We start from the raw sequence: 23,189 nt of genomic DNA on the forward strand, positions 1-23,189 counted from the left end.
GATGTAGCAATACCCGTGCCTAAAAAAAACCGCCTACAAATGAACAACTTGAAAAACAGGCGTCAATCATCCGCCTGTTCATCACCGTCGCGACGGCTCATGCCGTACTTGCGCATCTTCTCCACCAGCGTGGTACGACGAATACGCAGGCGTTCTGCGGCACGCGCCACGATCCCATTGGCATCATCCAGCGCCTGCTGAATCAAGCCCTGCTCCAGACCACCGAGGTAGTCTTTGAGGTCCAGGCCTTCCGGCGGCAGCATGGCGTTGGCGGTGAAGTCCGGGGTATGACCGTTGATGGCCACCCGCTCTTCAAGATCACTGCGCAGGCTGTCGACCAGTTGCTCGTCTTCATCATCGACGTAGCGGAATTTCTTCGGCAGCTCGACCACGCCGATCACCCCGTAGGGGTGCATGATCGCCATGCGTTCCACCAGGTTGGCGAGTTCGCGAACGTTGCCCGGCCAACCGTGACGGCACAGCGACATGATCGCCGCCGAGTTGAAGCGGATCGAACCACGCTTCTCGTGCTCCATGCGCGAGATCAACTCGTTCATCAGCAACGGGATGTCTTCGACACGTTCGCGCAGCGGCGCCATCTCGATCGGGAACACGTTCAGGCGGTAGTACAAGTCTTCGCGGAACGTGCCGATCTCGATCATGCTTTCGAGATTCTTGTGAGTCGCCGCAATGATGCGCACGTCGACACTCTGGGTCTTGTTGCTGCCCACGCGCTCGAAGGTGCGCTCCTGCAACACGCGCAGTAACTTGACCTGCATCGGCAACGGCATGTCGCCAATTTCGTCGAGGAACAGGGTGCCGCCATTGGCCAACTCAAAACGCCCGGCGCGGCTGGTGATCGCCCCGGTGAAAGCGCCTTTCTCGTGGCCGAACAATTCGCTTTCCAGCAACTCGGCCGGGATCGCCCCGCAGTTGACCGGAACGAACGGCGCGTCACGACGCTTGGAGTGGTAGTGCAGGTTGCGCGCGACCACTTCCTTGCCGGTGCCGGACTCGCCAAGGATCAACACACTGGCGTCGGTATCGGCCACTTGCTGCATCATCTGACGGACGTGCTGAATCGCCCGGCTGGTGCCGACAAGGCTACGGAAAAGGTTGGGTTCACGATGACGACCGCGCTCGCGGGCCTGGTCGTACATCTCGCGATAGACCTGCGCACGGTGCAGCGAGTCGAGCAATTTGCTGTAGCTGGGTGGCATTTCGAGGGTCGAAAGCACTCGGCGACGCTGGTCTTCAGGCAAGTCAATGGAAGAATTATCGCCCATTAACAAAACCGGAAGGAACTCATCCCAGGTTGCGAGTGTCTTTAACAGGCCCGGAAGTGCGCCAGGAGCATTGACCGTCCCGATGAGGACACAGATCACTTCACGACTTGAGGACAAAGAGCCGACAGCCTGCTGCCAGTCATGGCTACCGCAGGGTAAATTTTCTTCGCCAAGAAAATTTAAAATCACCGCCAAATCGCGGCGGCGGACGCTATCGTCGTCAATCAGCAGAATTTTGGTTTCACGCCACATGCAATAGCAACTTCCCTAGTCAACTCAATGCCCAAAATGAGGGGGCAAGCTAGACGCTTGCAGACACGTTATGCCTGTAGACGACTGAAATCTGGTACCAGCCACTAGTTAAGTCAAAAAACCGTGCACAGTCAAATTTATGGCGCACTATGTTTGGATTAACTGAGGGTTAATTAACCAAACAGATGGTAAACCTTTGCCGCGCTCTGTGCTTGATGGATCTGCGACATCTCGTCGACTATCGCCTGGCGCTCCCCTGTCGCCGCCTCCAGAAGCTGTTTATACACGCCCAGCAACTCCTCAAGGTTGTCGCGCAACGCGACCTCATCCACCGAAGCTTCACTCAAGACGTCTTCCATGCAGGAACGGCAAGCCAGGTCCAATTCACTAATAGCCTCCCAGTTGCGCTCGGCCAATGCACCGACGAGGGCATCGCGGGTTAGTTCGATTCGCTGCAAGACAAGACTCATGGTGCTCTCCTTAAAACTGCGGACCCGGCGCGGCAATGGCATCCCAACCGTCTTTGACCGTGCGAAGCAGGTCGGCGACTTCGTCGAGGATTTTTGGATCGGTCTTGATATTGGCTTCAGCCAGACGCTTCATCATATAGGTATAGAGATTATCCAGCTCGCCTACCGATTCAGCCTGATTTTCCAGATCCAGACCTTCCCGCAGACCGCCGATGATGCCGATGGCCTTGCCGATCAGAACACCCCTGTTGCCGACATCCTTGCGCTCCATGGCACCTTTGGCCTGAGCGATGCGATCCAGAGCGCCTTCCATAAGCATTTGCACCAGACGATGAGGACTGGCCTCGGAAGTCTGGGCTTGCGCGCCAATCTTCTGATACTGCCGAAGGGCTAACATCGGGTTCATGCTGTACCTCATCAAAACTCTGTGATTCGTATAGCCAGTGTATCGACACGGCGTCAAAATTCTTTAGACCCCCCCAAAAAAAAGCCCGACAAGCGGAATCCGCTGCCGGGCTTTTGGCGCTTATGCGCTATGAGGCGTTTTTCTGCGCATTCATTGCCTCAAACATCGAGGTGATGTTGCTGGCAGTGGCCTTGAGTTTACCGACCAGAGAATCCATGTCGTTGTACTTTTTGGTCAGCACGGCCGTCAGGGTCTCGATACGGCGATCCAGCGCCGCCTGCTGGTTGGCAAGACTGGATTTGACCTTGGCCAGGCTAGTCGAACGGGCATCGAGGACACCCTCATTGCCAGTGACCGTGTATGGGGTGATTGCATCGTTCATGCGCGTTAACAGGCCTTTGGCGGCATCGCCAGTCGCCGTCGGGTCGCCCAGGAACAGCTTCTGAACCTCGCCACCGAGTTTCTGGGTATCCATCGCGGTTGTGAACTTGGCGCTATTGAAATCCAGCGCACCGGTTTTCTGATTGGTGGTGATACCCAATTGCGACAGAACAGTGAGTTTGTCACCCGCACCGGTAGTGACCAACGGCGAACGAATCGATGCCAGAATGCCGCGCGCCAACGGGTCACCGGTCAGTGCAGCAGCAATGGTCGGTTTGCCGTCGTCATCCAGGGAGGGCTTGGTCAGCGCGTTAACACTGGTCACAACCTGGTTATAAGCATCAACAAAAGCTTGAATGGACTTTTTCAGACCATCACTGTTCGGGCCGACCGTTACCGTCGTGGTTGCATCACCACCGGCGACCAGATTCAGGGTCAAGCCGGAAATGGCCGCGTCAACCTTGTTGCCGTCAACCTTGTTGCTTTTGCTGCTCAGCGCGAGCCCGTCCACAGTGAACTTGGCATCCACCGCGAATTCGCCGATGGCACCCGCCGAAGTAGCTGTCGGTGTTGCACCCATTTGCTGGCCGGCATTGATCTCCAGACCCGCGATACCGCTGAGGGTGATATCGGAACCGGCACCGGTCACCGTGGAACCCATCACCAGACGCGAGCCAAACGAGTCGGTCACGATGTTGGCACTGAAGCCGTTTGCGCCCTGCTGGGTGTTAATCGCATCTCGAACCGACTGTAACGTCGCGCCTGCCGGAATGGTTACAGAACTGGAAACGCCGTTTTGCGTGATATTGAGCGTGCCGCTCGCAATGGCACTGCTGGTACCGCCAGCAAAGGCTGCAGTAGCTACTTTGGACGAGGTCGCAATATTAGAGACCTTGATCACGTAAGTGCCGTTGACGGCCGTGTTGGTGGCTACAGCGGTCAATACTTTCGCGTCTGCAGAGATGGCGTTGTAACCCAGGAATTGCGGAGTTTGCGTATTGCCCAGATTCTTGATTGCAGTCTGGAAATTCGCCAGGACGCTTTTCAGACTACCGATACCGGAAATCTGCGCGGTATTGGAGGTCGTCTGACGATCGATCTGGCTCTGCTTGGCTACTTTGTCGGCATTGACCAAGGCTTTGACAATAGCACCGGTATCAAGGCCGGAGCCTAAACCCGTGCCCGGTAGAATTGGACTTGCCATGTATATCTCCCTTCAGTGTGTCGCCGGTCTTTTGACCACTACAACGTCCAAAAGAACATGGCAACAATATTCATGCCAGCTGTCAGACTTTCGCGCTGAACAACAGGCTGCTTGCATCATTTAAACTATTAGCCAGTTTCAGGACTTCTTCATTGGGGATTTGGCGAACCACCTCACCCGAGTCACTGGCAATAACCTTGACGATTACTTTGCCTGAAGGCTCGTCGATCGAGAACTCCAGATTGCGTTTGACCGACTGAACGAACTTTTCAATTTCCTGAACGGCCATCTTGAGCTTGTCCCGTTCGGATACCGAGTCTTGCTTTTGTTCATCCTTGACCGGCGCCACCACAAGGGCATCGGCTCGAGGCTTCTCCACCGGCTTGTCAGCAACGGTCGTCGCCGGCTTCGCAGCTGGATAAGACAAGTTCAGCTTAACGCTCATATCCATGTCCATCACCTCTTAAACTGAAAAAGCGAGAGAGCACGTATACGCACTCCCCCGCCAAAACTCATCCGGCTATTACTGAAGCAGTTTCAGTACAGCGGATGGCAGTTGGTTGGCCTGAGCCAGAACTGCGGTGGAAGCTTGTTGCAGAGTTTGTTGCTTGGTCAGCTGTGCAGTTTCAGCAGCGAAGTCGGTATCTTGTACGCGGCTCAGTGCAGCACTGGCGTTTTCGTTGATGTTCTGCAGGTTGGAAATGGTAGTCGAGAAACGGTTCTGAGCAGCACCCAGGTCAGCGCGAGTGGCGTTGATGTTATCCAGAGCAGCGTTGATAGCCGAGATAGAGGCATCAACGTTAGTGTGGTTAGTTGCGTTATCAACACCGGAAATGACAGTACCGGTCATGCCCAGGGCGCTGGCGTCGAAGCTGGTCGACAGGGTCAGAGTGATCTGGTTGTCGGAAGTAGTGTTAGAACCTACCTGGAACTCCATCGCACCAGCAGAACCGTCGATCAGCGCCTTACCGTTCAGGTTGGTCGACTGAGCGATACGGGTCAGCTCAGCGATCGACTGTTGGTATTCTTTGTCCAGAGCGGTACGGTCAGCAGTGCCGTTGGAATCGTTTCGCGCTTGCAGTGCGATTTCACGCATACGCTGCAGAATGTTGCTCGACTCTTGCAGAGCGCCTTCAGCGGTCTGAGCGATCGAAACACCGTCGTTGGCGTTTTTGATAGCCATGTTCTGACCACGGATTTGCGAAGTCATACGGGTAGCGATTTGCAGGCCGGCGGCGTCGTCTTTGGCGCTGTTGATTTTCAGGCCGGAAGACAGGCGAGTCATCGAAGTCGACAGAGCATCGGAAGCACGGTTCAGGTTTTTCTGAACGTTCAGCGAAGTAGTGTTGGTGTTTACTGTTAAAGCCATGACGAATTCCTCGTTGGTTGGGTACTGCGGCTTCCGGCCCTGGCAACCGCCCGGTATGGCCTAGAGAACCTTCGTAATAGTTATCGTCGCCAACTCAGGTTGCTTTAGGGGATTTTGAAAATTTTTTGCCATCACCCTGCCACCCCCTTTAAAACCGGGGCCTAGCGACGATCCAACCACCAAAAAATGACGCCAGAGAACTGCCACAACCCATTCTTACAGCTCCGCTCCCGCTGATCCGCCACGGCATTACGCAGAATTGACAGCCGCCAGCAAATCAACCAGTTCGTATTCAAGGTAGTCCGCCAGTGCCAACCAATCCTGTCGTTCCTGGCTATCCAGTATGCTTGTCAGCAACTCCACCCACCGGGACGCGAGCTGGCTGTCTGCCCCGCCGACCCGCGACTGCACCCGCTCCGCTACCTCGACCATGACCAGCGCCGCCTCGACATCTCTTCCCAGGCGAAACAACGCTGAACATTGCCGGGCCTGATCAACGAGTGGCACTTCGGTCATCGACTGAACTCCGGATGAAATGTCGTACCGGCAATCATGGCCCCGGCCCGACTGCTGTTGTAGAAGACTACTTGTGACTGCGCAGCGATATAGCGCTCCAGCTCACTCAGGTAGCTGCGGAAATTGAGCTGTGTCTTGACCCGCTGCCCATTCCCGTCCAACACCCAATGGCGAGCTGCGCCCAATTGCGGGCCAAGCTCGCCATCATTCCAGCCGGCATGGGTCTTGTTATTGGGGAACGCGAAGTCAGCCCCGAACAGCGTGATCTGACTGGCACCCATTTTCACCGCCAGGTCCACCGCCGGATGAATCACGCTGCCGCCTGCAAACAGCCCGGCGCGAGGGAGTTGCTCGCGCAGATCCCGAAAAACAGGGCTTGCCGAGTAGGCGACATAGCGTTTGCCTTGCCAGGCCTGCAACACGACAGGGTCCACCAGCGGCATGTAGACCAGTGTGGTATTTGCGCTGTCCTCGGGTGGCAGGTGACGCTGCGAGATACGCTGATCAATCGTGACGACCACATCCGGCTTGATGCCATGCTCGATCAGCGGCCGGTAAGCGGTATCGACACAAACGAACAGGGGTCGCGGAGTCTGACCGCGAATTGATCGCAAGGTCACAAAGTGCTGTTCCAGGCTCGGGCCGGTGGCAATGACGAACATCGGCTGACCAGCGTGTGTTGCGAACAACTGCGCGGCGTCGTTATCAATGCGGATCTGTTCGACACTTTCCAGCAGGCGTGCCGCTATTTCCGGATTGTCCGGATCGAACTCACGGTTGTTGAACGTCAGATGGGTTTCGCTGATCAAGCGGTCGCGGATCCTGGCGTTGTAGTCATCGGCCAGCACCAGCTCTGAAGGCAGGGCAAAGAACGGCAAACAGATTTCAGCCAAATCACCAGCGTAGTGCAGCTGGACACGTGAATCACTGAGCCACGGCTGCTGATCGAGCAATTGCAAGACCAACGCAAACACTGCGCCGTTGAGGATATGCACATGCAGCTGAATCAGCGCCGAACGCTGCAGCAGTTCCAGTTGCAGATCACCCAGCCCCGCGCCGTAAACATGCAACACCGGACTGTCGACCGGCAGGCTTTCAGCCTGAAGCTGTGCTTCGCGGGTGCGGTCATGGCGACTGGTCAGCTGGATACCGTTGATGCTCAGGGTCGAGCCGAGCCCTTCCACCAGATCGGCCTGCAACGGGCCCGGATCTTCGGTCAGCAGACGCTCGGCCACGGCTGGCCAGCGGCGCTGTATGACCTCAGCGTTGCGCTCAAAGAACTCGCTCATGAAGCCTCGCTTTTCATTCGGGCAAAAAAATAGCGCTCAAGGTTACACCTTGAACGCTTTTTTTGTGTCTGGCTTTTAGAAGCTCAAGGGCGGTAGAGGATCGCCGAGCCCCAGGACAGGCCAACGCCGAAACCGCTGAGCGCAACGCGCTTCCAGTCGGAGTCCAGCACGTGTTTTTCCAACAGCAGCGGAATGCTCGACGACACGGTGTTGCCAGTCTCGACCATGTCCTTGATGAACTTCTCCGGCTCGCCTTCGAAGCGGCGCGCCACGGCGTCGACAATCGCGGCGCTGCCTTGGTGAATGCAGAAGGCGTCGATGTCATCAGCGGTCAGTTGCGAGTCAGCCAGCAGCTCATGCAAGTGCGCCGGGACTTTGAGCAGTGCAAAGTTGAACACCTGGCGACCGTTCATGTAGAACACGCCGTCGGTGACTTTCAAGTGCGGCGCACCGGAACCGTCGGTGCCGAACTTGGCTTTGCCCAGCTGCCAGGGCGCGTTTTCGCCCATCCAGGTCGCGGTGGCGGCGTCGCCGAAGAGCATGGTGGTGTTGCGGTCTTCCGGGTCGACGATCTTCGAATAAGGGTCGGCGGTGATCAGCAAGCCATTCTTCAGGCCAGCGGCTTCCATGAAGCCTTTGATCGCGTAGATGCCGTAGACGTAGCCGGAGCAGCCCAGGGAAATATCGAACGCCGCCACGGTAGTCGGCAGGCCCAGCTTGTCCTGAACGATGGCGGCCGTGTGTGGCAAACCTTCTTCGTCGCCGTTCTGGGTGACGACGATCAGCACATCGACGGATTCACGCTTCAAGTCAGGGTTGTTGGCGAACAGCGCGTTGGCTGCTTCGACACACAGGTCCGACGTTTCCTGCCCGGCGTCTTTACGCGGCAGGAAGGCCGAACCGATTTTGCCCAGGATGAACTCTTCATCCTTTTCGAATTTTGCACCTTGTGCGTAATTGTCCACGCCGGCTACAGGAACGTAGCTCGCAATGCTTTTTATGCCAATCATTACGGCTTCCCAATAATAAACAGCCCAATACCACCGCTCGTAATGATTCGAGGGGCGCCGACAAACAGTGAAAAACGTCGCCCCATGGAGGCGACAACGGGAAGAATAAAAGGCTATCACTGGGCCAAACAGAGACCAGGCGCCACCTCCCCGATTTATACAATACAGTGAAGATGCGCGTTATGACTCGCAGGTCACGCTATTTTGCCGAAACAGACCGACAAGGCGTTATTCGACCAACGACCAGTCCAGCGCGGTTCCACGCTGGATGGCGTGGCGGGCGCGGCGGCCCAGAAGGATTTCGGCGTGTTTGGGCGCCAGCCCCAGGCCAGGACGGATGGCACGCAGATTGGCGACGGTAAACGGCTCTCCGGCCGCCATATCTTGCGTGACATAGAGCGAGCGTCGGTACACCAGGGACTTGCGCTCGGCCTCGGTCACCCCGTAATGCACCTGGCCCATAGCCTGCCAGGCACGCTCGGTTTCGATCACCAGGCTTTCCAGTTCGGCCGGCTCCAGGGAGAAACTGGCGTCCACCCCCCCGGCCGCACGGTCGAGGGTGAAGTGCTTTTCGATCACAGTCGCTCCCAGCGCCACGGCGGCCACAGAAACGCCGACGCCCATGGAGTGATCGGACAGGCCGACCTCGCAGCCAAACAATTCACGCAAATGTGGAATCGTGCGCACATTGCTATTGGCCGGTGTTGCCGGGTACGTGCTGGTGCATTTGAGCAGCACCAGGTCCTTGCATCCCGCCTCACGGGCAGCGCGCACGGTTTCGTCGAGCTCGGCGATGCTGGCCAAGCCGGTGGAGATAATCAATGGCTTGCCGGTGGCCGCGACCCGGCGAATCAGCGGCAGGTCGGTGTTTTCAAAACTGGCGATCTTGTACGCCGGCACATCGAGGCTTTCGAGGAAGTCGACGGCGCTGTCATCAAACGGCGTGGAGAACGCCAGCATGCCCAGTTCGTTGGCCCGGGCGAAAATCGGCGCGTGCCATTCCCACGGCGTATGCGCTTTCTCGTACAACGCGTACAACGAGGTTCCGGCCCACAGACTCTTGGGGTCCTTGATGAAGAACTCACCTTCGGCCAGGTCCAGGGTCATGGTGTCCGCGGTGTAGGTTTGCAGCTTCAAGGCATGCGCACCGGCCTTGGCCGCCGCTTCGACGATTTGCAGCGCCATGTCCAGCGACTGGTTATGGTTGCCGCTCATCTCGGCGATGATGAACGGCGGCGCGTCGGCACCGATGGAGCGGTTGCCGATCTTGAAGCTAGTCATTGCTGCGTTCCTTTAATACGCGCGTGAACGCGCAAGCACTCTGAGTAAAACCGGCTTCGCGAAACACCTTCAGCGAAGGCTGGTTGTCCGGCAACACTTGGGCGGTGATGGCCGTCAGTTGCGGCCAGTGAGCCGTCACGAACGTCTCGCCGCGGACCAGCAGCGCCCTGCCCCAGCCCAGGCCGATGCGATCTTCAAACAGATAAATCGAGACTTCGGCTTCAAAACCGCGCACGTCATAACGCAACACCCCCACCGGACCGTCATCGGTTTCGGCGATCAACAGCAAGCGCCGCGCATTATTCAAACTGGCGGCCAGCCAATGTTGATGCGACGACCATTCAATCGCCCCGGCGTCCAGCGACCAGCGCCGAACCGCCTCGGCGTTGCGTCCGTGGAACAGAAGCCGTGCATCGTCTGCGGTCGCGAGACGGATCTGCAACACCGCACCGGCCAACGCTGCTGCCACCCGCTGCGCCCCCCGACCATCCACCAATTGCCGCGAATGATCGGCCAGGCTCTGGCGTATCCCCTGATTGCCCGCGACAAAACCGATGGCCTGGCGCAGTTGCTCGATGCTCACCTGCTCACGAGGGCCCAGGTAGACATGGGCACCCGAAGCGGCCATGACCTCGCCATTGGCCTGCTGATTGTTCGAGACCGCAATGCAAATCGTCGGCAGCCCCATGGCCGCCCGCTCCCAACTTGTCCCGCCACCGGCACCGACAAACAGGTCGGCCTCGGTCATCAGCCGGTAGAAGTCGCTGACAAAACTGTGCAAGCGCCAGTTCGGCCGAGTCGCCGCCATGGCCTGCATATCGTCCCAGGCCGGGTTGTCGGCTCCGGCAACGAAATCGACTTCCAGCGCATCGAAATCCGCCATGGCCAGCATCGCGTGATGAGTCTGCATCGCCGCATCGAAGCCGCCGAAATTCACCAACACCCGCTTGGCCTGCGGTTTGATCGGGATCGCCGGGCAACGGAACTCATCGCGCAGCATCGCGAAACGTGGGCCGAACAAGGTGTGGCAGCCAGGCGTGAGCAGTGAGTCATAGGCCGCTGGTGTGCCCGACAGGTTCTGGTTGAGCAGCAGGTCGACGGCGTACTGGCGAGTGGCAAGATCATCCACCGCAGCGATCCGTAGCGCCCAGCGCCGGGCCGCCGTTTGCCAGTGATGGTCGAGGCCGTAGTGATCGACGATGATCCAGTCGAACGGCGGATGGCTTTCCAATGCCTGCGCCAACGCGTCGATGTCCGCCTGCCACGGCAGCATGGATTCGATGCCTTGCTGCGGGTCTTCATCGGGATAACGCCCTGGCAGCGCGAAGGTTTCAAAACCTTCGGCCGCCAGACTGTCCAACCGATGACCCGGCAGCAGGCGACAGGCAAAGGCAACATGTGAACCCTGCTTGCGCAAGGTTCTGGCCAGGGGCAACAAGCGAGCGATATGCCCGCTGCCAATGGTCGGCGATGCGTCGGAGCGAATCAGCACCCTCATTGCAGCTCGCCTCCAGCCTTCAACGCGGCGTAAAGGTATTCAGCGCGTTTCCAGTCTTCGAGGGTATCGATGTCCTGCACCAGATGCCGCGGCAGAATCACCGGCAGGCTCGCCGGGGAAAACAATACATCGCCGCGCAACCAGGCCTCGCTGCGCCCCCAGTAGAACTGCCCCGCATCTTGAAAGGCTTCGGCCAGGTCCTGCGAGCGGGTGTTGCGAAATTCCGGGTACAACGACGTCAACGCGCCGTGTTCGTCGAGGGTCAAGGCACGCTGCACGGGAAAGCCGAAACCGGCCACGGAAAACGCGAAGGATTTATCCGGGTTCTGCTCCAGCAATTCAAAGCCCTGACGCAGAAACCGTGCCTGCAAGAGGGGTGCGGTCGCGTAGATACAACAGGCATAGTCGAACGCCGCAAGCTCATTCAAGGCATGCACCATCACCGCCGCCGTGCCGGTGAAATCGTCGGCCAACGACGCCGGACGCATGAACGGCACCTGAGCACCGTGCACCCGCGCGACCTCGGCGATGTCTTCATCGTCGGTGCTGACGACCACCTGATCGAACAGCTGCGAATCCAGCGCCGTACAGATCGAGCGGACGATCATCGGCACGCCGTCGAACGGTTTGAGGTTCTTGCGCGGGATTCGCTTGCTGCCGCCCCGGGCCGGAATGATGGCTATGCAGCTCAAGATTCACTCCTGTTCAAGGCACTACTCTTCAAGAGTCAGTCGCCGCAGTTGCTCGATCACATAGTCCTGCTGTTCGTCGCTCAGCAAGGGAAACATCGGCAGGCTGATGGCCTCGGCGTAATAACGCTCGGCTTGCGGAAAATCACCTTCGGCAAAACCCAGGTCGCGATAGTACGGCTGCAAGTGCACCGGAATATAGTGCAGGTTCACACCGACACCCGCCGCTCGCAAACCTTCGAATACTTGTCGATGGCTGAGATTGATGCGATCTGTCTGCAACCGCACCACGTACAAATGCCATGCCGATCCGGCCTCGGGTTGCGCACTGGGCAAGGTCAGCGGCAAGTAGGCCAACAACCGGTCATAACGCGCCGCCAGCTCACGACGGCGTTCGATGAAGTCGTTGAGTTTGTTCAGTTGTGATAACCCGAGGGCCGCTTGCAGGTCGGTGATCCGGTAATTGAAACCCAGCTCGACTTGCTGGTAGTACCAGGGACCGTGGCTCGGCTCTGTCATCTGCTGCGGATCGCGGGTCATGCCGTGGCTGCGCAAGCGCTGCAAGCGCTCGGCCAGGTCCAAACGATTGGTGAGGATCATTCCCCCTTCGGCGCTGGTGATGATCTTCACCGGATGAAAACTGAACACTGTCATTGCCGCGAATTCACAGCACCCCACTGGACGTCCGGCATAGGATGCACCCACCGCGTGGGAGGCGTCTTCGATGACGGTGAAGCCATAGCGCTCAGCCAGTTCAGCGATCTTGCGCATGTCGCAGCTTTGGCCAGAAAACGCCACGGCCACCAAAACCTTCGGCAGCGTACCGTCACGCTCGGCGGCTTCAAGTTTCGATTCCAGCGCGAAGGTATCGAGGTTCCAGGTCAGCGGATCGATGTCGACGAAATCCACCTCCGCTCCGCAGTAGCGACCGCAATTGGCGGAGGCCAGAAAGGTGTTCGGCGTGGTCCACAAACGGTCGCCCACCGCGAGCCCAGCCGCCAGGCAAGCGATGTGCAGCGCGGCCGTGGCGTTGCACACCGCCACCGCGAAATCGGCCTGGCAGCGCTCGGCCATGGCCTGTTCAAAACGCTCGATGGTTGGCCCTTGAGTCAGCCAGTCAGACTGCAACACAGCAACCACCGCGTCGATGTCTGCCTGATCTAGACTTTGCCGACCGTAGGGAATCATGCCTGCAACCCGGCGTGCAGGTCGGCAATCTGGCCCACCGAAAGGAAGTGTGGGTTGGTGTCGGAGCGGTACTCGAAGTCTTCGCTCACCGGCCGGCCCTGCTCGCCCAGTTTGTCGACGGCAAAATCCACGTCGACGCTGGTGAAACGAATCGACGGCTGGATGGTGTAGTGATCGACGAACTCCAGGGTCATTCGCGCGTCGTCCAGAGGCACCATCAACTCATGCAGTTTTTCACCCGGGCGAATGCCGACGTTCTTGTGCGGCAAGTGTTCAGCCATGCCCAACGCCAGATCAACGATGCGAATCGATGGAATCTTCGGCACAAACACTTCACCACCGTGCATGCGGGCGAAGCTGTCGAGCACAAACTGCACACCGTGATCGAGCGTGATCCAGAAGCGCGTCATGCGCTCATCGGTGATGGGCAGTTCGGTTGCGCCTTCGGTAATAAGCTTACTGAAGAATGGCACGACCGAACCCCGCGAACCCGCCACGTTGCCGTAGCGGACCACGGCAAATCGAGTCTGCTGTTCACCGGCAATGTTATTGGCGGCCACGAACAGTTTGTCCGACAGCAATTTGGTCGCGCCGTAAAGGTTGATCGGGCTGGCTGCCTTGTCGGTAGACAGCGCGACGACTTTCTTCACGCCGTTATCGATGGCCGCGGCAATGATATTTTCCGCGCCATTGACGTTGGTACGAATGCATTCGGTGGGGTTGTATTCCGCCGCCGGCACTTGTTTCAAGGCCGCGGCGTGCACCACGTAATCGATGCCGCGCATGGCCTGACGCAAACGGTCGGCGTCGCGCACATCACCGATGAAGTAACGCATGCACGGCGCATTGAACGTCTGCTGCATCTCGTACTGCTTGAGCTCATCGCGGGAAAACACCACCACGCGCTTGGGCTGGTATTGCTCCAGCAAGCGGCGGATGAAGTTGCGCCCGAACGAACCAGTGCCGCCAGAGATGAAAATCGATTTACCGTTGAACATGCCTTGAGTCCTTTTACCTGTCAGCCAGGCTTATGCGAGCAACTGCGCCCAATTCACACTGGAAGCGTCGCCGAGGGTAAAGCCCTTGCCGGTCAAGGCCAGGTTCTGGTTGTAGGCTGAATCCTGTTCGAAGCGCGATTGCCACTTGTCGCGCAGAGCGGCTGCCGCCTGCGGGTGATCCGGTAAAGTGCCGGGGTGGGCAATTTGCACTTGTGGGGTCCATACGGTCAGCAACCCGGCATCGGCGACTTTCAGGCACAAGTCGACATCGGCATACGCGTGTTCGAAATGTGCTTCGTCAAACCCGCCCAGTGCGTCGAACACCTCCTTGCGCACCATCAGACAAGCATCGGAAACGGCCGAATAGTTCTGCTCGACCAGCAGGCGATGCATATGCCCCGGCGCATCTTTTTTCTCGCCGATGAACGCAGAAGCCACGCCATCGTTCAGCCCCAGAATCAAACCGGCGCCGGTCACGCTGCCTTCGCGATCAACCAGTTTGGCACCCACCACACCCACTTCAGGACGCTGAGCCTGGTTAAGCAAAACTTCGATCCAATTGGCATTGACCACCTCCGCGTCCGCCGCGAGCAGTATCAGATACTCACCTTGCGCCTGCGCGACAGCCTGGTTGAGCAACGCCGACGAACTCACACGCTGCTCGTTCTTGATCAGACGAATCCGTCCGCGACCGTTCTGCTCCAGACTGTCGAGCCATGTCAGCAGGTCGGCTGACTGACTGTGATTGTCGGCGATGATAATTTCGTTGTTCTGATAGCGTGTACGCTGCAATACGCTCACCAGGCAGCGCTGCAATTGCTCCTGACTGCCTTCGCTGCGCACGATGATCGACACCTTAGGACGCGCGGCATGGCGGTAGTCGATCCGCAAGCCACCAAATGCCTCGGCACTCACCTGAGCCTGATAGCCACGGGTTGCCAAATGGCGCACCAGGGTCTGACGTTGGTGCTCGTTCGGTGCCAGGTCCACCGCCGGGGTGATGAGCAATGGCTCGGCCAAATGCGCCAGACCCGCCAGCCCGCCGGTTTCGATCAGGCGCAGCAGCAGGTCGAATTCCAGTGCATCGCTGAACTCGCGGGCATAACCACCGACATCCACTAACACCTCACGTCGGATCAGCCAGTGCCGGGCGGTCAACGCCGGCAGACTTTGCAGCAGGTCAAGGTTGAAGGCCGGGCGGAAAACCTCGGTCAATGTGCCGTTACTACGACGCTGAATCTCATCCATCGCCACCGCACGGCAACCTTCGGCGTTCTGCAACTCCAGGCTGGCGCGCAGGAGGCCGGCAGCGGTGAATTCGTCACCGGCCTCGGCCAACAGCAGCCAGTCCGAAGTCGAGCGCTGGGCAATCTGGTTCAGTCTATCAACATAGTTGCTTGCGCTGACCTTTACAAAATGCACCGTATTTTGTTCGGTGGTGACCTCGGGTAAATCACCGGTGGTGAAGACCACCACCTTGAAGGCGCGCAAAGCGCTTTCCATCAGACTGTCGAAGGTGACCTGCAACTTGTCCATGTCGGCTTCAAGATCCAGCAACAGAATGCCGAACTGAGGCCCGCCCTCGTTGGCCGCCAGGTGTTGATTGATTTTCCGTACTGCGGTGTCGTTCGGCTGGCGTGCCTGCAACCAGTTCAACAGCCGGCCGGAAGGCATGCTGTCCAGCAACTGACGGCTGTCGTAAGTCGGTAGGCTGCCGAGGCGGGCAATCCAGTCGGTCAATATTTTCGCATCGGCGCTCTCGCCCATGTCCAACAGCTGCTGTGCCAGTTTTTGCACGACCTGACGGTTGAAGGCGCCCAACTGCACGGCATGCAGCAAACGGGTCTGGATGGTCTCGGGCGTGTCATTGGAATAGGTGCGCTGCAACGTGTGCTGCTGAAGTAACGCACCTTCCATCTCTTCCAGCTGCAAACGTCCGGCAGGCATCGCATGGAGCAGGAATTCGCACTCGGTCAGTTGATCAAAAAACGCCTGGTTGTAGAACGGCATCTCGACATACTGCTGAGTCCCGAATGCGCGTTTCGGGCCGATGGTGGGGTCTTTCCAGTAGGACTCGAAGATCGGCTCGATAGTCAGTGCATTGCGCGCGGCCAGACTATCGGCCAGCGCCTGGAAACTTTGCAGGGCGAACTCTGCGGTCTGCGCCTGGTTCAGGCCATTGATGCCAGTCGGCAGCGTGGCGAGGAAACCGGCAAAGCGCTCACGCTCGGCGACGGAGCGGGCGTCCTTGAAACTCAGGACGTGAATGATTTCGGTGTTGTGATCGGAACGGCCGTAGTTGACCTCCCGCACCACATAAGGCATTGGCAGAATCCGCGCCTTGGCCCGCGCGAGCATGTAATACACGTGGCCGATTTCCTGCCACTCGAAAATCGTGCCTTCCGGCATGGACGCGTACCAGTCCTGCAACAGTGAAGTGCGGTGCACCGCATAGAACGGAGGAATGTACTGGCCCATATAGTCGAGCACACGATCCTGCGCGCGCTCGGCGTTGTAATCCTCTTTCACCTTCTTGTCGCGACGGTAGTACTGCACGTAGTTGGAGTGCGCCAGGTACATCAGGCAGTAGCCGTGGCACATACCGTAATCGGAGTTGGCCTCGAGGAAGTTCACCGATTCGGTCAGGGCATCATGAAGCAGGAAGTCATCGTCGGAAGCCAACACCATGTACGGCGTGGTGACCTGGCTGGCGCCATACGCGAGTTTTTGCTGAAACCCTGTGTAGCTGAACTGCGGCAAATGGCGATAGTCGACCGACGGAAAGTCGGTTGCGATGCGTTCCTCGCCCTGCACGGACGAATCCAGCACCAGCACCTTGGCGGAGTAACGGCTGTAGTACTGCAAGGCGCGTCGCAGGAACGCACTGCGGTTGTGGGTGATTAAAACCACCGTGAACAGCTCGTTCAGCGGTGTCACGTTGTTTTGAGCACTGTTTTGAACCTGCATCTTCCTATCCCCACAACCGGCCAATCGCCAAGAACCTGAAACCACTTTTGATTAACGAACGCGACGCAGATAGCCGTCTGGCGCCACGGTGATCAGCAGTTTGTTTTGCATCTGCTGGTCGATCTCGAAGTCCTTGTTTTCTTCCAGGTACTTCCACACTGCGGTTTTCGGGTTATCGCCCGGGCCCCAAGGACGATCCGGGAAGAAGTCCGCCGGCATGTCTTCAACCACGGTGTCCATCACCACGCAGTAGCTGTCCACCGAGACCAGCGGCGCGTAAAGACGCAGCTCTTCGAGCACGTGATCGTGAGTGTGGTTAGAGTCCAGCACCAGAATGACTTTCTTGCCTTCGGCCGCGGCGCGCACTTGCGCAGCGATCGCAGGATCAATGCTCGAACCTTCGATCATCTTGATGCGCTTGCTCATCGGGTGGCTTTCGATGGCTTCGCGGTTGTGCGGACGGATGTCGAGGTCAATACCCAGCACTTCGCCGTGGCCTTGCAGCTCAAGCAACGATGCGTAGTAGATGATCGAACCGCCGTGGGCGATGCCGCACTCGATGACCAGATCCGGTTTGACCTGCCAGATGATCTCTTGCATCGCCATCATGTCTTGCGGCAGCTGGATGATCGGACGGCCCATCCACGAAAAGTGGTAGCTGTATTTGTGCTTGGCCGATTCGTTGAAGAAGTCCCGGGCCAGGCCGGTGAGTTTCTGGTCATCACCTTGCTGGGCGATCTGTTCCCGGCATTCGGCTTCGAAGGCTTTATTGATGCTGTTGTCGGTCATTTCAAAATTCTCAATGGTCACTGGAACGAAGCGCTGTCGACGGCGTGATAGACGTAGCGTCCATCGGTCATCCGCTTGATTTCTTCGAGGTAGTTGGAGTTCATCACAAACAGGTTGGCGCCTTCGGGTAACGCATCCATGGCTTCTTGTGGCGAGGACACCCGCACGCCACTCAGGGGCAGATACCGACCCTGTTTGGCCGGGTTGATATCCACCACACGATCCACCGCCACGCCGGCCCGTTGCAGGAACAGCGAATAGATCACGCCCTTGGACGACGCGCCCCAGATCGCCGAACCTTGCTCGGGCGCGGCCTGAATGATCTGCACGGCTCGGTCGAGGCTGGTGGTGAAATCTTCGGGCAGCGTCAGGCGCGACACCGGTTGATCCGGGGTCAGGCGCAAGGTCGCCAGGTCGGCGACGATGTACAGGTATTGGCCACCGAACAGGTGACCGGCCTCGTGGACGGTGCCGAACATCCGGCGCAGGTCGTCGAGGCGGAAATAATTGACGTGCTCGTAGAACAGGTCGAACCAGGCACAATGCTCGAGGATCCAGTCGAAGCACGGCACTTCGATGTAGATCTGCCCGCCCTGATTGGCGTCGGCCATTTCGGCGAGGAAACTCACCGGGTCCTGAATGTGCTCCAGCACATGCCGCAGCACAATGGCGTCCGCCGCCAGCCCCAGGCCGCGGGTGAACGGCGCCTTGATCACGTCAGCGTTGTTGCCTTCGTAGGCCGGGTCAATGCCGGTGATGGCGTAGCCCAGGCTTTTCAGCAACTCCAGGAAGTACCCTTTGCCGCAGCCGACTTCGATCAGTTCCTGACCCTTGAAGTGACGGGCAATGATGCCTTCGACATCGCTCAAGTGCTTCTGGAACTGACCCGAGTGCGCCTGTTCGTTCTGGTAGTCAGCGTCGTAGCTGAGCTTGTCGGCATCGAAGGCCTGGTTGAAGATCAACCCGCTCTTTTCGTCCTGCACCAAGACCATGTCGGCGCACGCCGACGCTTTCGCCGACGCAGGGTCGGCAAAGGTGCGGTTCTGCAACACCGGCAGGTCGGCGGCCCGATACAACTCATGCCTCATGCTCTGCTCCCAGTAGCTGTTGCAAACGGTCCGCCACGCCCCAGAACGCCATCGGTTCGTGGGTCGGGTATGGGTAATGACCGAGGTTCAGGCGGATCGCCGCGCCACGCTCGCGCAGGCGCTGCTCGACCAGCGCCCGAACCGAAACCGGTTGGCCGCTGGAACAATTGATCACGCCGTCGAATTCACGCTGTTGCACGATGGCGGCGAGGTAGCCGGCGGCCGTGTCGATGGCCAGGTAATCGCGCAGCTGCTCGCCGGCCGACATGTTGAAACTGGCATCGCCGGCATCGATGGCCCGGTCCAGCGCCGCCAGCAAACTGTTCGGGTTTTGCCCCTCGCCGTGCAGGTAAAACAGCCGCGCCCATTGCAGGGTGAACGGTTGAACCCGCTGCAGATTCTCAAGGAACAGGCGCAAGGTGTTCTTGGCCAGGCCGTAAGGATTACTCGGCAGAGGCGCGGTCTGCTCGCTGAGCGGTCCGCTCTGCAAGCCATATTCAAAACAGGTGCCGGTGACCAGCACTTGCGAGACGCCCGCCTCCACCGCGCCCTTGATGAACCGATAGTCGGCCATCAGGTTGTGCTCGAAGTGAAACAGCGCCTGATAGTTCGGCAACCCTGGCCAGGCCAGGTGCGCCAAGGCATCGATGCCATCAGTCAGTGCGGCAATGTCGAGGTCGGCGGCGTGAATATCGGCCGCAACGAATTCCACGGACTTGATCCACGGCAAGTTCGCGGCGGTCTCGGCGTTACGCGCTACGGCGCGGACTTCGCAGCCACGGGCGAGCAAGGCCTCGACCAGATGCCTGCCGACGAACCCGGTCGCCCCGGTGACCAGGACTTTCACAGGACGGTCAACTCAGGCACGGCGATGACAAAGCGGCCGTCCCACTCGCGCACCTGGGCCAGTTGCTGACTGACTTCGTGCAGCAAGTTCCACGGCAGCACCAGGACGTAATCCGGCTTTTCCAGATCGATCTGCGCGGGCGAAACAATCGGGATGCGGCTGCCCGGCAGGTACTTGCCCTGTTTGTGAGGATTGGCGTCGGCCACCCAGGCCAGCAGGTCCGGCTTGACCCCGGCGTAGTTGAGCAAGGTGTTGCCCTTGGCCGCCGCGCCGTAACCGACCACGCGCTTGCCATCGGCCTTGGCCTGCAACAGGAAACGCAGCAATTCGTGCTTGATGCGTTCGGCAGCGGGCGCGAGGGTCGCGTAGTACTCGGGCGTTTTCACCCCGGCGGCGAGTTCGGCTTGCAGCTGCTGAGCCACCGCTGGCTGCACCTCGCGGCGCACACCATCGGCGCGCTGGACAAAGACCCGCAGCGATCCGCCATGGGTCGACAGCTGGCTGACGTCGAACACTTCCAGACCGTTGCGCGCGCACAGGGTCTGGACAGCGGTCAGCGACAAATAGGAATAGTGCTCGTGATACAGCGTATCGAACTGCTGCCCGGCCATCAGGGTCAGCAACTGCGGAAACTCGAACGTCGCCACGCCGGTCGGCTTGAGCAATGTCGCGAAACCGCCAAGGAAATCATTGATGTCCGGCACGTGGGCCAGCACGTTATTGGCCGCCATCAGGTCGGCGGACCAACCGTCGGCGATCAGTTGCGATGCCGTGTCGCGGCCGAAGAACAGCTCGCGGATCTCCAGGCCTTTTTCCCGCGCCGCTTGTGCGGTGCTGCGGGTCGGCTCGACGCCCAGGCATGGGATGCCGCGCCCGGCCACGTACTGCAACAGGTAACCGTCGTTGGCCGCAATTTCCACCACGCGGCTGTCGGCGGTCAGACCGAAACGCTCGACCATTTCGGCGACGTATTTGTCGGCATGGGCCAGCCAGGTGCTGGAGAACGAACTGAAATACGCATACTCGGCGTCGAACAGGCTGTCGGCGCTGGTGTAATCCTCGGTCTGCACCAGCCAGCATTGCTGACACACCGCCACTTTCAGCGGTACCCATTGCTCGGCTTGTTCCAGCTGATCGGCGCGCACATACGCGTTGGACGGCGGCGAGGTGCCGAGATCGATCAGCGGCAAGGCCAGAGAAGTCCCGCAACCACGGCAGTTCATACACGTACTCCAGCGAAGTGTTCATCAAGCAAAGGATGGCTGGAATCCCGTGCCGACAGATTATTGACAGGCAACGGCCAGGCAATCGCCAGCCGTGGATCGTTCACGCTCAAACCACCCTCGTGCACCGGCGTGTAATCCGCGCTGTGCAGGTAGAGCAATTCAGCGTCGTCGGTCAGGGTCTGGAAGCCATGGGCGAACCCGGCCGGGATCAACAGGCTGCGACCGTCGCCGGCCCGCAGGTGTTCGGCGTGCCAGTGCAGAAAGGTGTCGGAGTCGGGGCGAAGATCCACCGCGACGTCCCAGACTTCACCGCGCAGGCAAGTGATCATTTTGGCTTCCGGCGCGCTGGCGTTCTGGTAATGCAGACCGCGCACACTGCCGCGTTCGCGGGTGCAGGAATGGTTGATCTGGCGGATATGAAACGGCTCACCGAATGCACTCAGGCTGCCTTCACAAAACAGCCGCGCAAAGTGCCCGCGCTCATCTTCGAAGCGTTTGTGCTGCACGCTGAACAGTCCGGCGAGCGGCAATGGCTGCAACAGAAACTCGCTCACAGCGCGCCTCGGTACAGGTTCAACTGGCTCAGCGTGATGGCGCGCATGTCGTCACCGTTCCGCCACGCCAAATGCCAGTCGAGGGTCTGGGTCAGGCACTGCTGCAACGACCAGCGTGGCTGCCACGCCAAGAGTTGACGGGCGCGGCTGCTGTCCAGGCGCAGCAGACCGGCCTCATGCAAATCACTTGGTTCGATGCGCAGGCCACGGGCTTGCGGCCAGCGGCTGGCAAGCAGTTCGACGACTTCGCCGACGCTGCACATATCCGCTTCGCTCGGGCCGAAGTTCCAGGCGCCGGCAAATGCCGGGCCTTTTTCATAGAGCCCGGCGGCCAGTTGCAGGTAACCGGCCAACGGCTCCAGCGCGTGCTGCCACGGGCGTACGGCCTGTGGGTAACGCAGGGTCACCGGTTCGTCGGCGGACCAGGCCTTGAGCACATCGGGAATCAAACGCTCCGGCGCAAAATCACCACCGCCCAGCACATTGCCGGCACGCGCCGTGGCCAGGGCCAGACCGTGTTCGGCATGTTTGTCGGCCGGGAAGAACGACGCCGCGTAAGACTGCGCCAGCAACTCGCAGCAGGCTTTACTGCTGCTGTAGGGATCGTGTCCGCCGAGGGCTTCGTTTTCGCGGTACGGCCACAGCCATTCCTGATTGGCGTAGACCTTGTCGGTCGTCACCAGCACACAGGCGCGCACGCCGCCGACCTGGCGGATCGCTTCGAGCAAATTGAGGGTGCCCATGACGTTGCTGGAGTATGTCCCCAGCGGGTCGCGATAACCTTCGCGCACCAGCGGCTGGGCTGCCAGGTGCAGGACGATTTCCGGTTGGGTTTCGGCGATCAGCTCCAGCAGCGCGCCGAGGTCACGCAGGTCGCCGCGCTGATCGTTGATGCCTTCGTGCACCCGCGCCAGCTCGAACAGGCTCGGCTCGGTCGACGGGTCCAGCGAAAAACCGCTGACCTCGGCGCCGAGGCTTTGCAGCCACAACGTCAGCCAACTGCCTTTGAAACCGGTGTGGCCGGTCAGCAGGACCCGCTTGCCGCGCCAGAACTCCGGACTCAGTCCCATTGTTTCCATGGGGCCTCCCCGCTCTGCCACAACGCTTCGAGGTGGTTCTTGTCACGCAGGGTGTCCATCGGATGCCAGAAACCTTCGTGCTCGAAGGCCTTCAACTGTTCATCCTGGGCCAGACGGGCCAAGGGCTCGGCTTCCCAGGTGGTCTCGTCACCGCCGATGTAAGACAGCACTTTCGGTGAAAGCACAAAGAAGCCGCCATTGATCCAGCCACCGTCGCCACGGGGCTTCTCGGTGAAACCGAGCACCTGATCGCCGTGACGCTCCAGGGCACCGTAACGGCCCGGCGGTTGTACGGCAGTGACGGTCGCCAGGCGACCGTGGGCGCTGTGGTAGTCCACCAGTTGACGGATATTGATATCGGAGACGCCGTCGCCGTAGGTAAAGCAGAAGGCTTCTTCATCCTTGAGGTAACGGCCGGCGCGCAGCAAGCGGCCACCGGTCATGGTTTCTTCACCGGTGTCGATGAGGGTGACGCTCCACGGCTCGCTGTAGTTCTGGTGCACGTCCATGCGGTTGTTGCGCATGTCGAAAGTGACGTCGGAAGTGTGCAAGAAGTAGTTGGCGAAGAAGTCCTTGATCGCATAGCCCTTGTAGCCAAGGCAGATCACGAAGTCATGAATTCCGTGGGCGGAGTACTGTTTCATGATGTGCCAAAGAATTGGCTTGCCGCCGATCTCGATCATCGGCTTTGGCTTGAGGTGCGACTCTTCGCTGATCCGCGTACCGAGACCACCTGCCAGAATTACTGCCTTCATCGTCTCCCCTCTTGTTCTTCACAGAGCTAGCCAAGCTATTTCAGCTT

At 59.2% G+C, this 23,189-nt stretch carries 22 protein-coding genes; all 22 read right to left on the reverse strand.

The features are described from left to right. Positions 1 to 62 precede the first annotated feature (62 nt). The 22 genes from RHP74_RS22545 to rfbF all read right to left on the reverse strand — a co-directional run bounded on the left by RHP74_RS22545 (position 63) and on the right by rfbF (position 23,142). Positions 63 to 1,538 (reverse strand): sigma-54 dependent transcriptional regulator, encoded by a 1,476-nt coding sequence (locus RHP74_RS22545; protein ID WP_010456968.1) that lies wholly within the window; start codon positions 1,536 to 1,538, stop codon positions 63 to 65. A gap of 173 nt (positions 1,539 to 1,711) precedes the next feature. Then, a complete protein-coding gene (locus RHP74_RS22550) occupies positions 1,712 to 2,008 on the reverse strand; it encodes a hypothetical protein (RefSeq protein WP_010456970.1) in 297 nt (98 codons plus the stop codon). 10 nt (positions 2,009 to 2,018) lie between these two features. Then, positions 2,019 to 2,414, reverse strand: coding sequence for a flagellar export chaperone FliS (gene fliS / locus RHP74_RS22555; RefSeq protein WP_288113257.1), 396 nt, complete (start codon positions 2,412 to 2,414; stop codon positions 2,019 to 2,021). 127 nt (positions 2,415 to 2,541) lie between these two features. Then, positions 2,542 to 3,999: a flagellar filament capping protein FliD gene (gene fliD / locus RHP74_RS22560; RefSeq protein WP_311096326.1), complete on the reverse strand. Its 1,458-nt coding sequence runs from the start codon at positions 3,997 to 3,999 to the stop codon at positions 2,542 to 2,544. A gap of 82 nt (positions 4,000 to 4,081) precedes the next feature. Then, the gene (locus RHP74_RS22565; RefSeq protein WP_221107052.1) at positions 4,082 to 4,450 is read right to left on the reverse strand and encodes a flagellar protein FlaG; all 369 of its coding nucleotides are present in this window, start codon (positions 4,448 to 4,450) and stop codon (positions 4,082 to 4,084) included. Positions 4,451 to 4,522: 72 nt separating this feature from the next. Next, on the reverse strand, positions 4,523 to 5,368 hold the full coding sequence (locus tag RHP74_RS22570) for a flagellin domain-containing protein (RefSeq protein ID WP_221107054.1): 846 nt from the start codon (positions 5,366 to 5,368) through the stop codon (positions 4,523 to 4,525). Positions 5,369 to 5,617: 249 nt separating this feature from the next. Next, positions 5,618 to 5,884 (reverse strand): hypothetical protein, encoded by a 267-nt coding sequence (locus RHP74_RS22575; protein WP_221107055.1) that lies wholly within the window; start codon positions 5,882 to 5,884, stop codon positions 5,618 to 5,620. After that, positions 5,881 to 7,173, reverse strand: coding sequence for a motility associated factor glycosyltransferase family protein (locus RHP74_RS22580; protein ID WP_288113255.1), 1,293 nt, complete (start codon positions 7,171 to 7,173; stop codon positions 5,881 to 5,883). Before RHP74_RS22580 ends, RHP74_RS22575 begins: the two co-directional genes overlap by 4 nt. An 83-nt stretch (positions 7,174 to 7,256) precedes the next feature. After that, positions 7,257 to 8,183, reverse strand: coding sequence for a ketoacyl-ACP synthase III (locus RHP74_RS22585; protein ID WP_010456985.1), 927 nt, complete (start codon positions 8,181 to 8,183; stop codon positions 7,257 to 7,259). Between the two features lie 228 nt (positions 8,184 to 8,411). Then, positions 8,412 to 9,464, reverse strand: a complete 1,053-nt coding sequence (gene pseI, locus RHP74_RS22590) for a pseudaminic acid synthase (RefSeq protein WP_311096327.1) — start codon at positions 9,462 to 9,464, stop codon at positions 8,412 to 8,414. Then, positions 9,457 to 10,962 carry a UDP-2,4-diacetamido-2,4,6-trideoxy-beta-L-altropyranose hydrolase gene (gene pseG, locus RHP74_RS22595; RefSeq protein WP_311096328.1) on the reverse strand — a complete coding sequence of 502 codons (1,506 nt, stop codon included), beginning with the start codon at positions 10,960 to 10,962 and terminating at the stop codon, positions 9,457 to 9,459. The genes pseI and pseG overlap by 8 nt, the downstream gene beginning before the upstream one ends. Further along, on the reverse strand, positions 10,959 to 11,654 hold the full coding sequence (pseF, locus tag RHP74_RS22600; RefSeq protein ID WP_311096329.1) for a pseudaminic acid cytidylyltransferase: 696 nt from the start codon (positions 11,652 to 11,654) through the stop codon (positions 10,959 to 10,961). Before pseF ends, pseG begins: the two co-directional genes overlap by 4 nt. 21 nt (positions 11,655 to 11,675) lie before the next feature. Beyond that, positions 11,676 to 12,839: a UDP-4-amino-4,6-dideoxy-N-acetyl-beta-L-altrosamine transaminase gene (gene pseC / locus RHP74_RS22605; RefSeq protein WP_311096330.1), complete on the reverse strand. Its 1,164-nt coding sequence runs from the start codon at positions 12,837 to 12,839 to the stop codon at positions 11,676 to 11,678. Continuing rightward, the gene (gene pseB / locus RHP74_RS22610) at positions 12,836 to 13,837 is read right to left on the reverse strand and encodes a UDP-N-acetylglucosamine 4,6-dehydratase (inverting) (protein ID WP_311096331.1); all 1,002 of its coding nucleotides are present in this window, start codon (positions 13,835 to 13,837) and stop codon (positions 12,836 to 12,838) included. The genes pseC and pseB overlap by 4 nt, the downstream gene beginning before the upstream one ends. Before the next feature lie 30 nt (positions 13,838 to 13,867). After that, positions 13,868 to 16,804 carry a TIGR00180 family glycosyltransferase gene (locus RHP74_RS22615; protein WP_311096332.1) on the reverse strand — a complete coding sequence of 979 codons (2,937 nt, stop codon included), beginning with the start codon at positions 16,802 to 16,804 and terminating at the stop codon, positions 13,868 to 13,870. 51 nt (positions 16,805 to 16,855) lie between these two features. After that, positions 16,856 to 17,593 carry a cephalosporin hydroxylase family protein gene (locus RHP74_RS22620; RefSeq protein WP_010456998.1) on the reverse strand — a complete coding sequence of 246 codons (738 nt, stop codon included), beginning with the start codon at positions 17,591 to 17,593 and terminating at the stop codon, positions 16,856 to 16,858. Between the two features lie 17 nt (positions 17,594 to 17,610). Further along, positions 17,611 to 18,681, reverse strand: a complete 1,071-nt coding sequence (locus RHP74_RS22625; protein WP_311096333.1) for a class I SAM-dependent methyltransferase — start codon at positions 18,679 to 18,681, stop codon at positions 17,611 to 17,613. Next, on the reverse strand, positions 18,671 to 19,528 hold the full coding sequence (locus tag RHP74_RS22630; RefSeq protein WP_311096334.1) for an NAD(P)-dependent oxidoreductase: 858 nt from the start codon (positions 19,526 to 19,528) through the stop codon (positions 18,671 to 18,673). The genes RHP74_RS22625 and RHP74_RS22630 overlap by 11 nt, the downstream gene beginning before the upstream one ends. Further along, positions 19,525 to 20,751: a class I SAM-dependent methyltransferase gene (locus tag RHP74_RS22635; protein WP_083375975.1), complete on the reverse strand. Its 1,227-nt coding sequence runs from the start codon at positions 20,749 to 20,751 to the stop codon at positions 19,525 to 19,527. The genes RHP74_RS22630 and RHP74_RS22635 overlap by 4 nt, the downstream gene beginning before the upstream one ends. Further along, on the reverse strand, positions 20,748 to 21,308 hold the full coding sequence (locus RHP74_RS22640) for a dTDP-4-dehydrorhamnose 3,5-epimerase family protein (protein WP_010457005.1): 561 nt from the start codon (positions 21,306 to 21,308) through the stop codon (positions 20,748 to 20,750). Before RHP74_RS22640 ends, RHP74_RS22635 begins: the two co-directional genes overlap by 4 nt. Next, positions 21,305 to 22,387 carry a CDP-glucose 4,6-dehydratase gene (gene rfbG, locus RHP74_RS22645; protein ID WP_169856630.1) on the reverse strand — a complete coding sequence of 361 codons (1,083 nt, stop codon included), beginning with the start codon at positions 22,385 to 22,387 and terminating at the stop codon, positions 21,305 to 21,307. The genes RHP74_RS22640 and rfbG overlap by 4 nt, the downstream gene beginning before the upstream one ends. Beyond that, positions 22,369 to 23,142, reverse strand: coding sequence for a glucose-1-phosphate cytidylyltransferase (gene rfbF, locus RHP74_RS22650; protein ID WP_008072576.1), 774 nt, complete (start codon positions 23,140 to 23,142; stop codon positions 22,369 to 22,371). Before rfbF ends, rfbG begins: the two co-directional genes overlap by 19 nt. Positions 23,143 to 23,189 lie beyond the last annotated feature (47 nt).

It is taken from the genome of Pseudomonas sp. SG20052, assembly GCF_031766055.1.
In the GTDB taxonomy this organism is placed as follows: Bacteria; Pseudomonadota; Gammaproteobacteria; order Pseudomonadales; family Pseudomonadaceae; genus Aquipseudomonas; species Aquipseudomonas mandelii.

Bases quoted from the DNA above. Each gene is read 5' to 3' on its own strand.
- RHP74_RS22545 (WP_010456968.1), bottom strand. From the start codon at position 1,538: ATGTGGCGTGAAACCAAAATTCTGCTGATTGACGACGATAGCGTCCGC.
- RHP74_RS22550 (WP_010456970.1), bottom strand. From the start codon at position 2,008: ATGAGTCTTGTCTTGCAGCGAATCGAACTAACCCGCGATGCCCTCGTC.
- fliS (WP_288113257.1), bottom strand. From the start codon at position 2,414: ATGAACCCGATGTTAGCCCTTCGGCAGTATCAGAAGATTGGCGCGCAA.
- fliD (WP_311096326.1), bottom strand. From the start codon at position 3,999: ATGGCAAGTCCAATTCTACCGGGCACGGGTTTAGGCTCCGGCCTTGAT.
- RHP74_RS22565 (WP_221107052.1), bottom strand. From the start codon at position 4,450: ATGGATATGAGCGTTAAGCTGAACTTGTCTTATCCAGCTGCGAAGCCG.
- RHP74_RS22570 (WP_221107054.1), bottom strand. From the start codon at position 5,368: ATGGCTTTAACAGTAAACACCAACACTACTTCGCTGAACGTTCAGAAA.
- RHP74_RS22575 (WP_221107055.1), bottom strand. From the start codon at position 5,884: ATGACCGAAGTGCCACTCGTTGATCAGGCCCGGCAATGTTCAGCGTTG.
- RHP74_RS22580 (WP_288113255.1), bottom strand. From the start codon at position 7,173: ATGAGCGAGTTCTTTGAGCGCAACGCTGAGGTCATACAGCGCCGCTGG.
- RHP74_RS22585 (WP_010456985.1), bottom strand. From the start codon at position 8,183: ATGATTGGCATAAAAAGCATTGCGAGCTACGTTCCTGTAGCCGGCGTG.
- pseI (WP_311096327.1), bottom strand. From the start codon at position 9,464: ATGACTAGCTTCAAGATCGGCAACCGCTCCATCGGTGCCGACGCGCCG.
- pseG (WP_311096328.1), bottom strand. From the start codon at position 10,962: ATGAGGGTGCTGATTCGCTCCGACGCATCGCCGACCATTGGCAGCGGG.
- pseC (WP_311096330.1), bottom strand. From the start codon at position 12,839: ATGATTCCCTACGGTCGGCAAAGTCTAGATCAGGCAGACATCGACGCG.
- pseB (WP_311096331.1), bottom strand. From the start codon at position 13,837: ATGTTCAACGGTAAATCGATTTTCATCTCTGGCGGCACTGGTTCGTTC.
- RHP74_RS22615 (WP_311096332.1), bottom strand. From the start codon at position 16,804: ATGCAGGTTCAAAACAGTGCTCAAAACAACGTGACACCGCTGAACGAG.
- RHP74_RS22620 (WP_010456998.1), bottom strand. From the start codon at position 17,593: ATGACCGACAACAGCATCAATAAAGCCTTCGAAGCCGAATGCCGGGAA.
- RHP74_RS22625 (WP_311096333.1), bottom strand. From the start codon at position 18,681: ATGAGGCATGAGTTGTATCGGGCCGCCGACCTGCCGGTGTTGCAGAAC.
- RHP74_RS22635 (WP_083375975.1), bottom strand. From the start codon at position 20,751: ATGAACTGCCGTGGTTGCGGGACTTCTCTGGCCTTGCCGCTGATCGAT.
- rfbG (WP_169856630.1), bottom strand. From the start codon at position 22,387: ATGGAAACAATGGGACTGAGTCCGGAGTTCTGGCGCGGCAAGCGGGTC.
- rfbF (WP_008072576.1), bottom strand. From the start codon at position 23,142: ATGAAGGCAGTAATTCTGGCAGGTGGTCTCGGTACGCGGATCAGCGAA.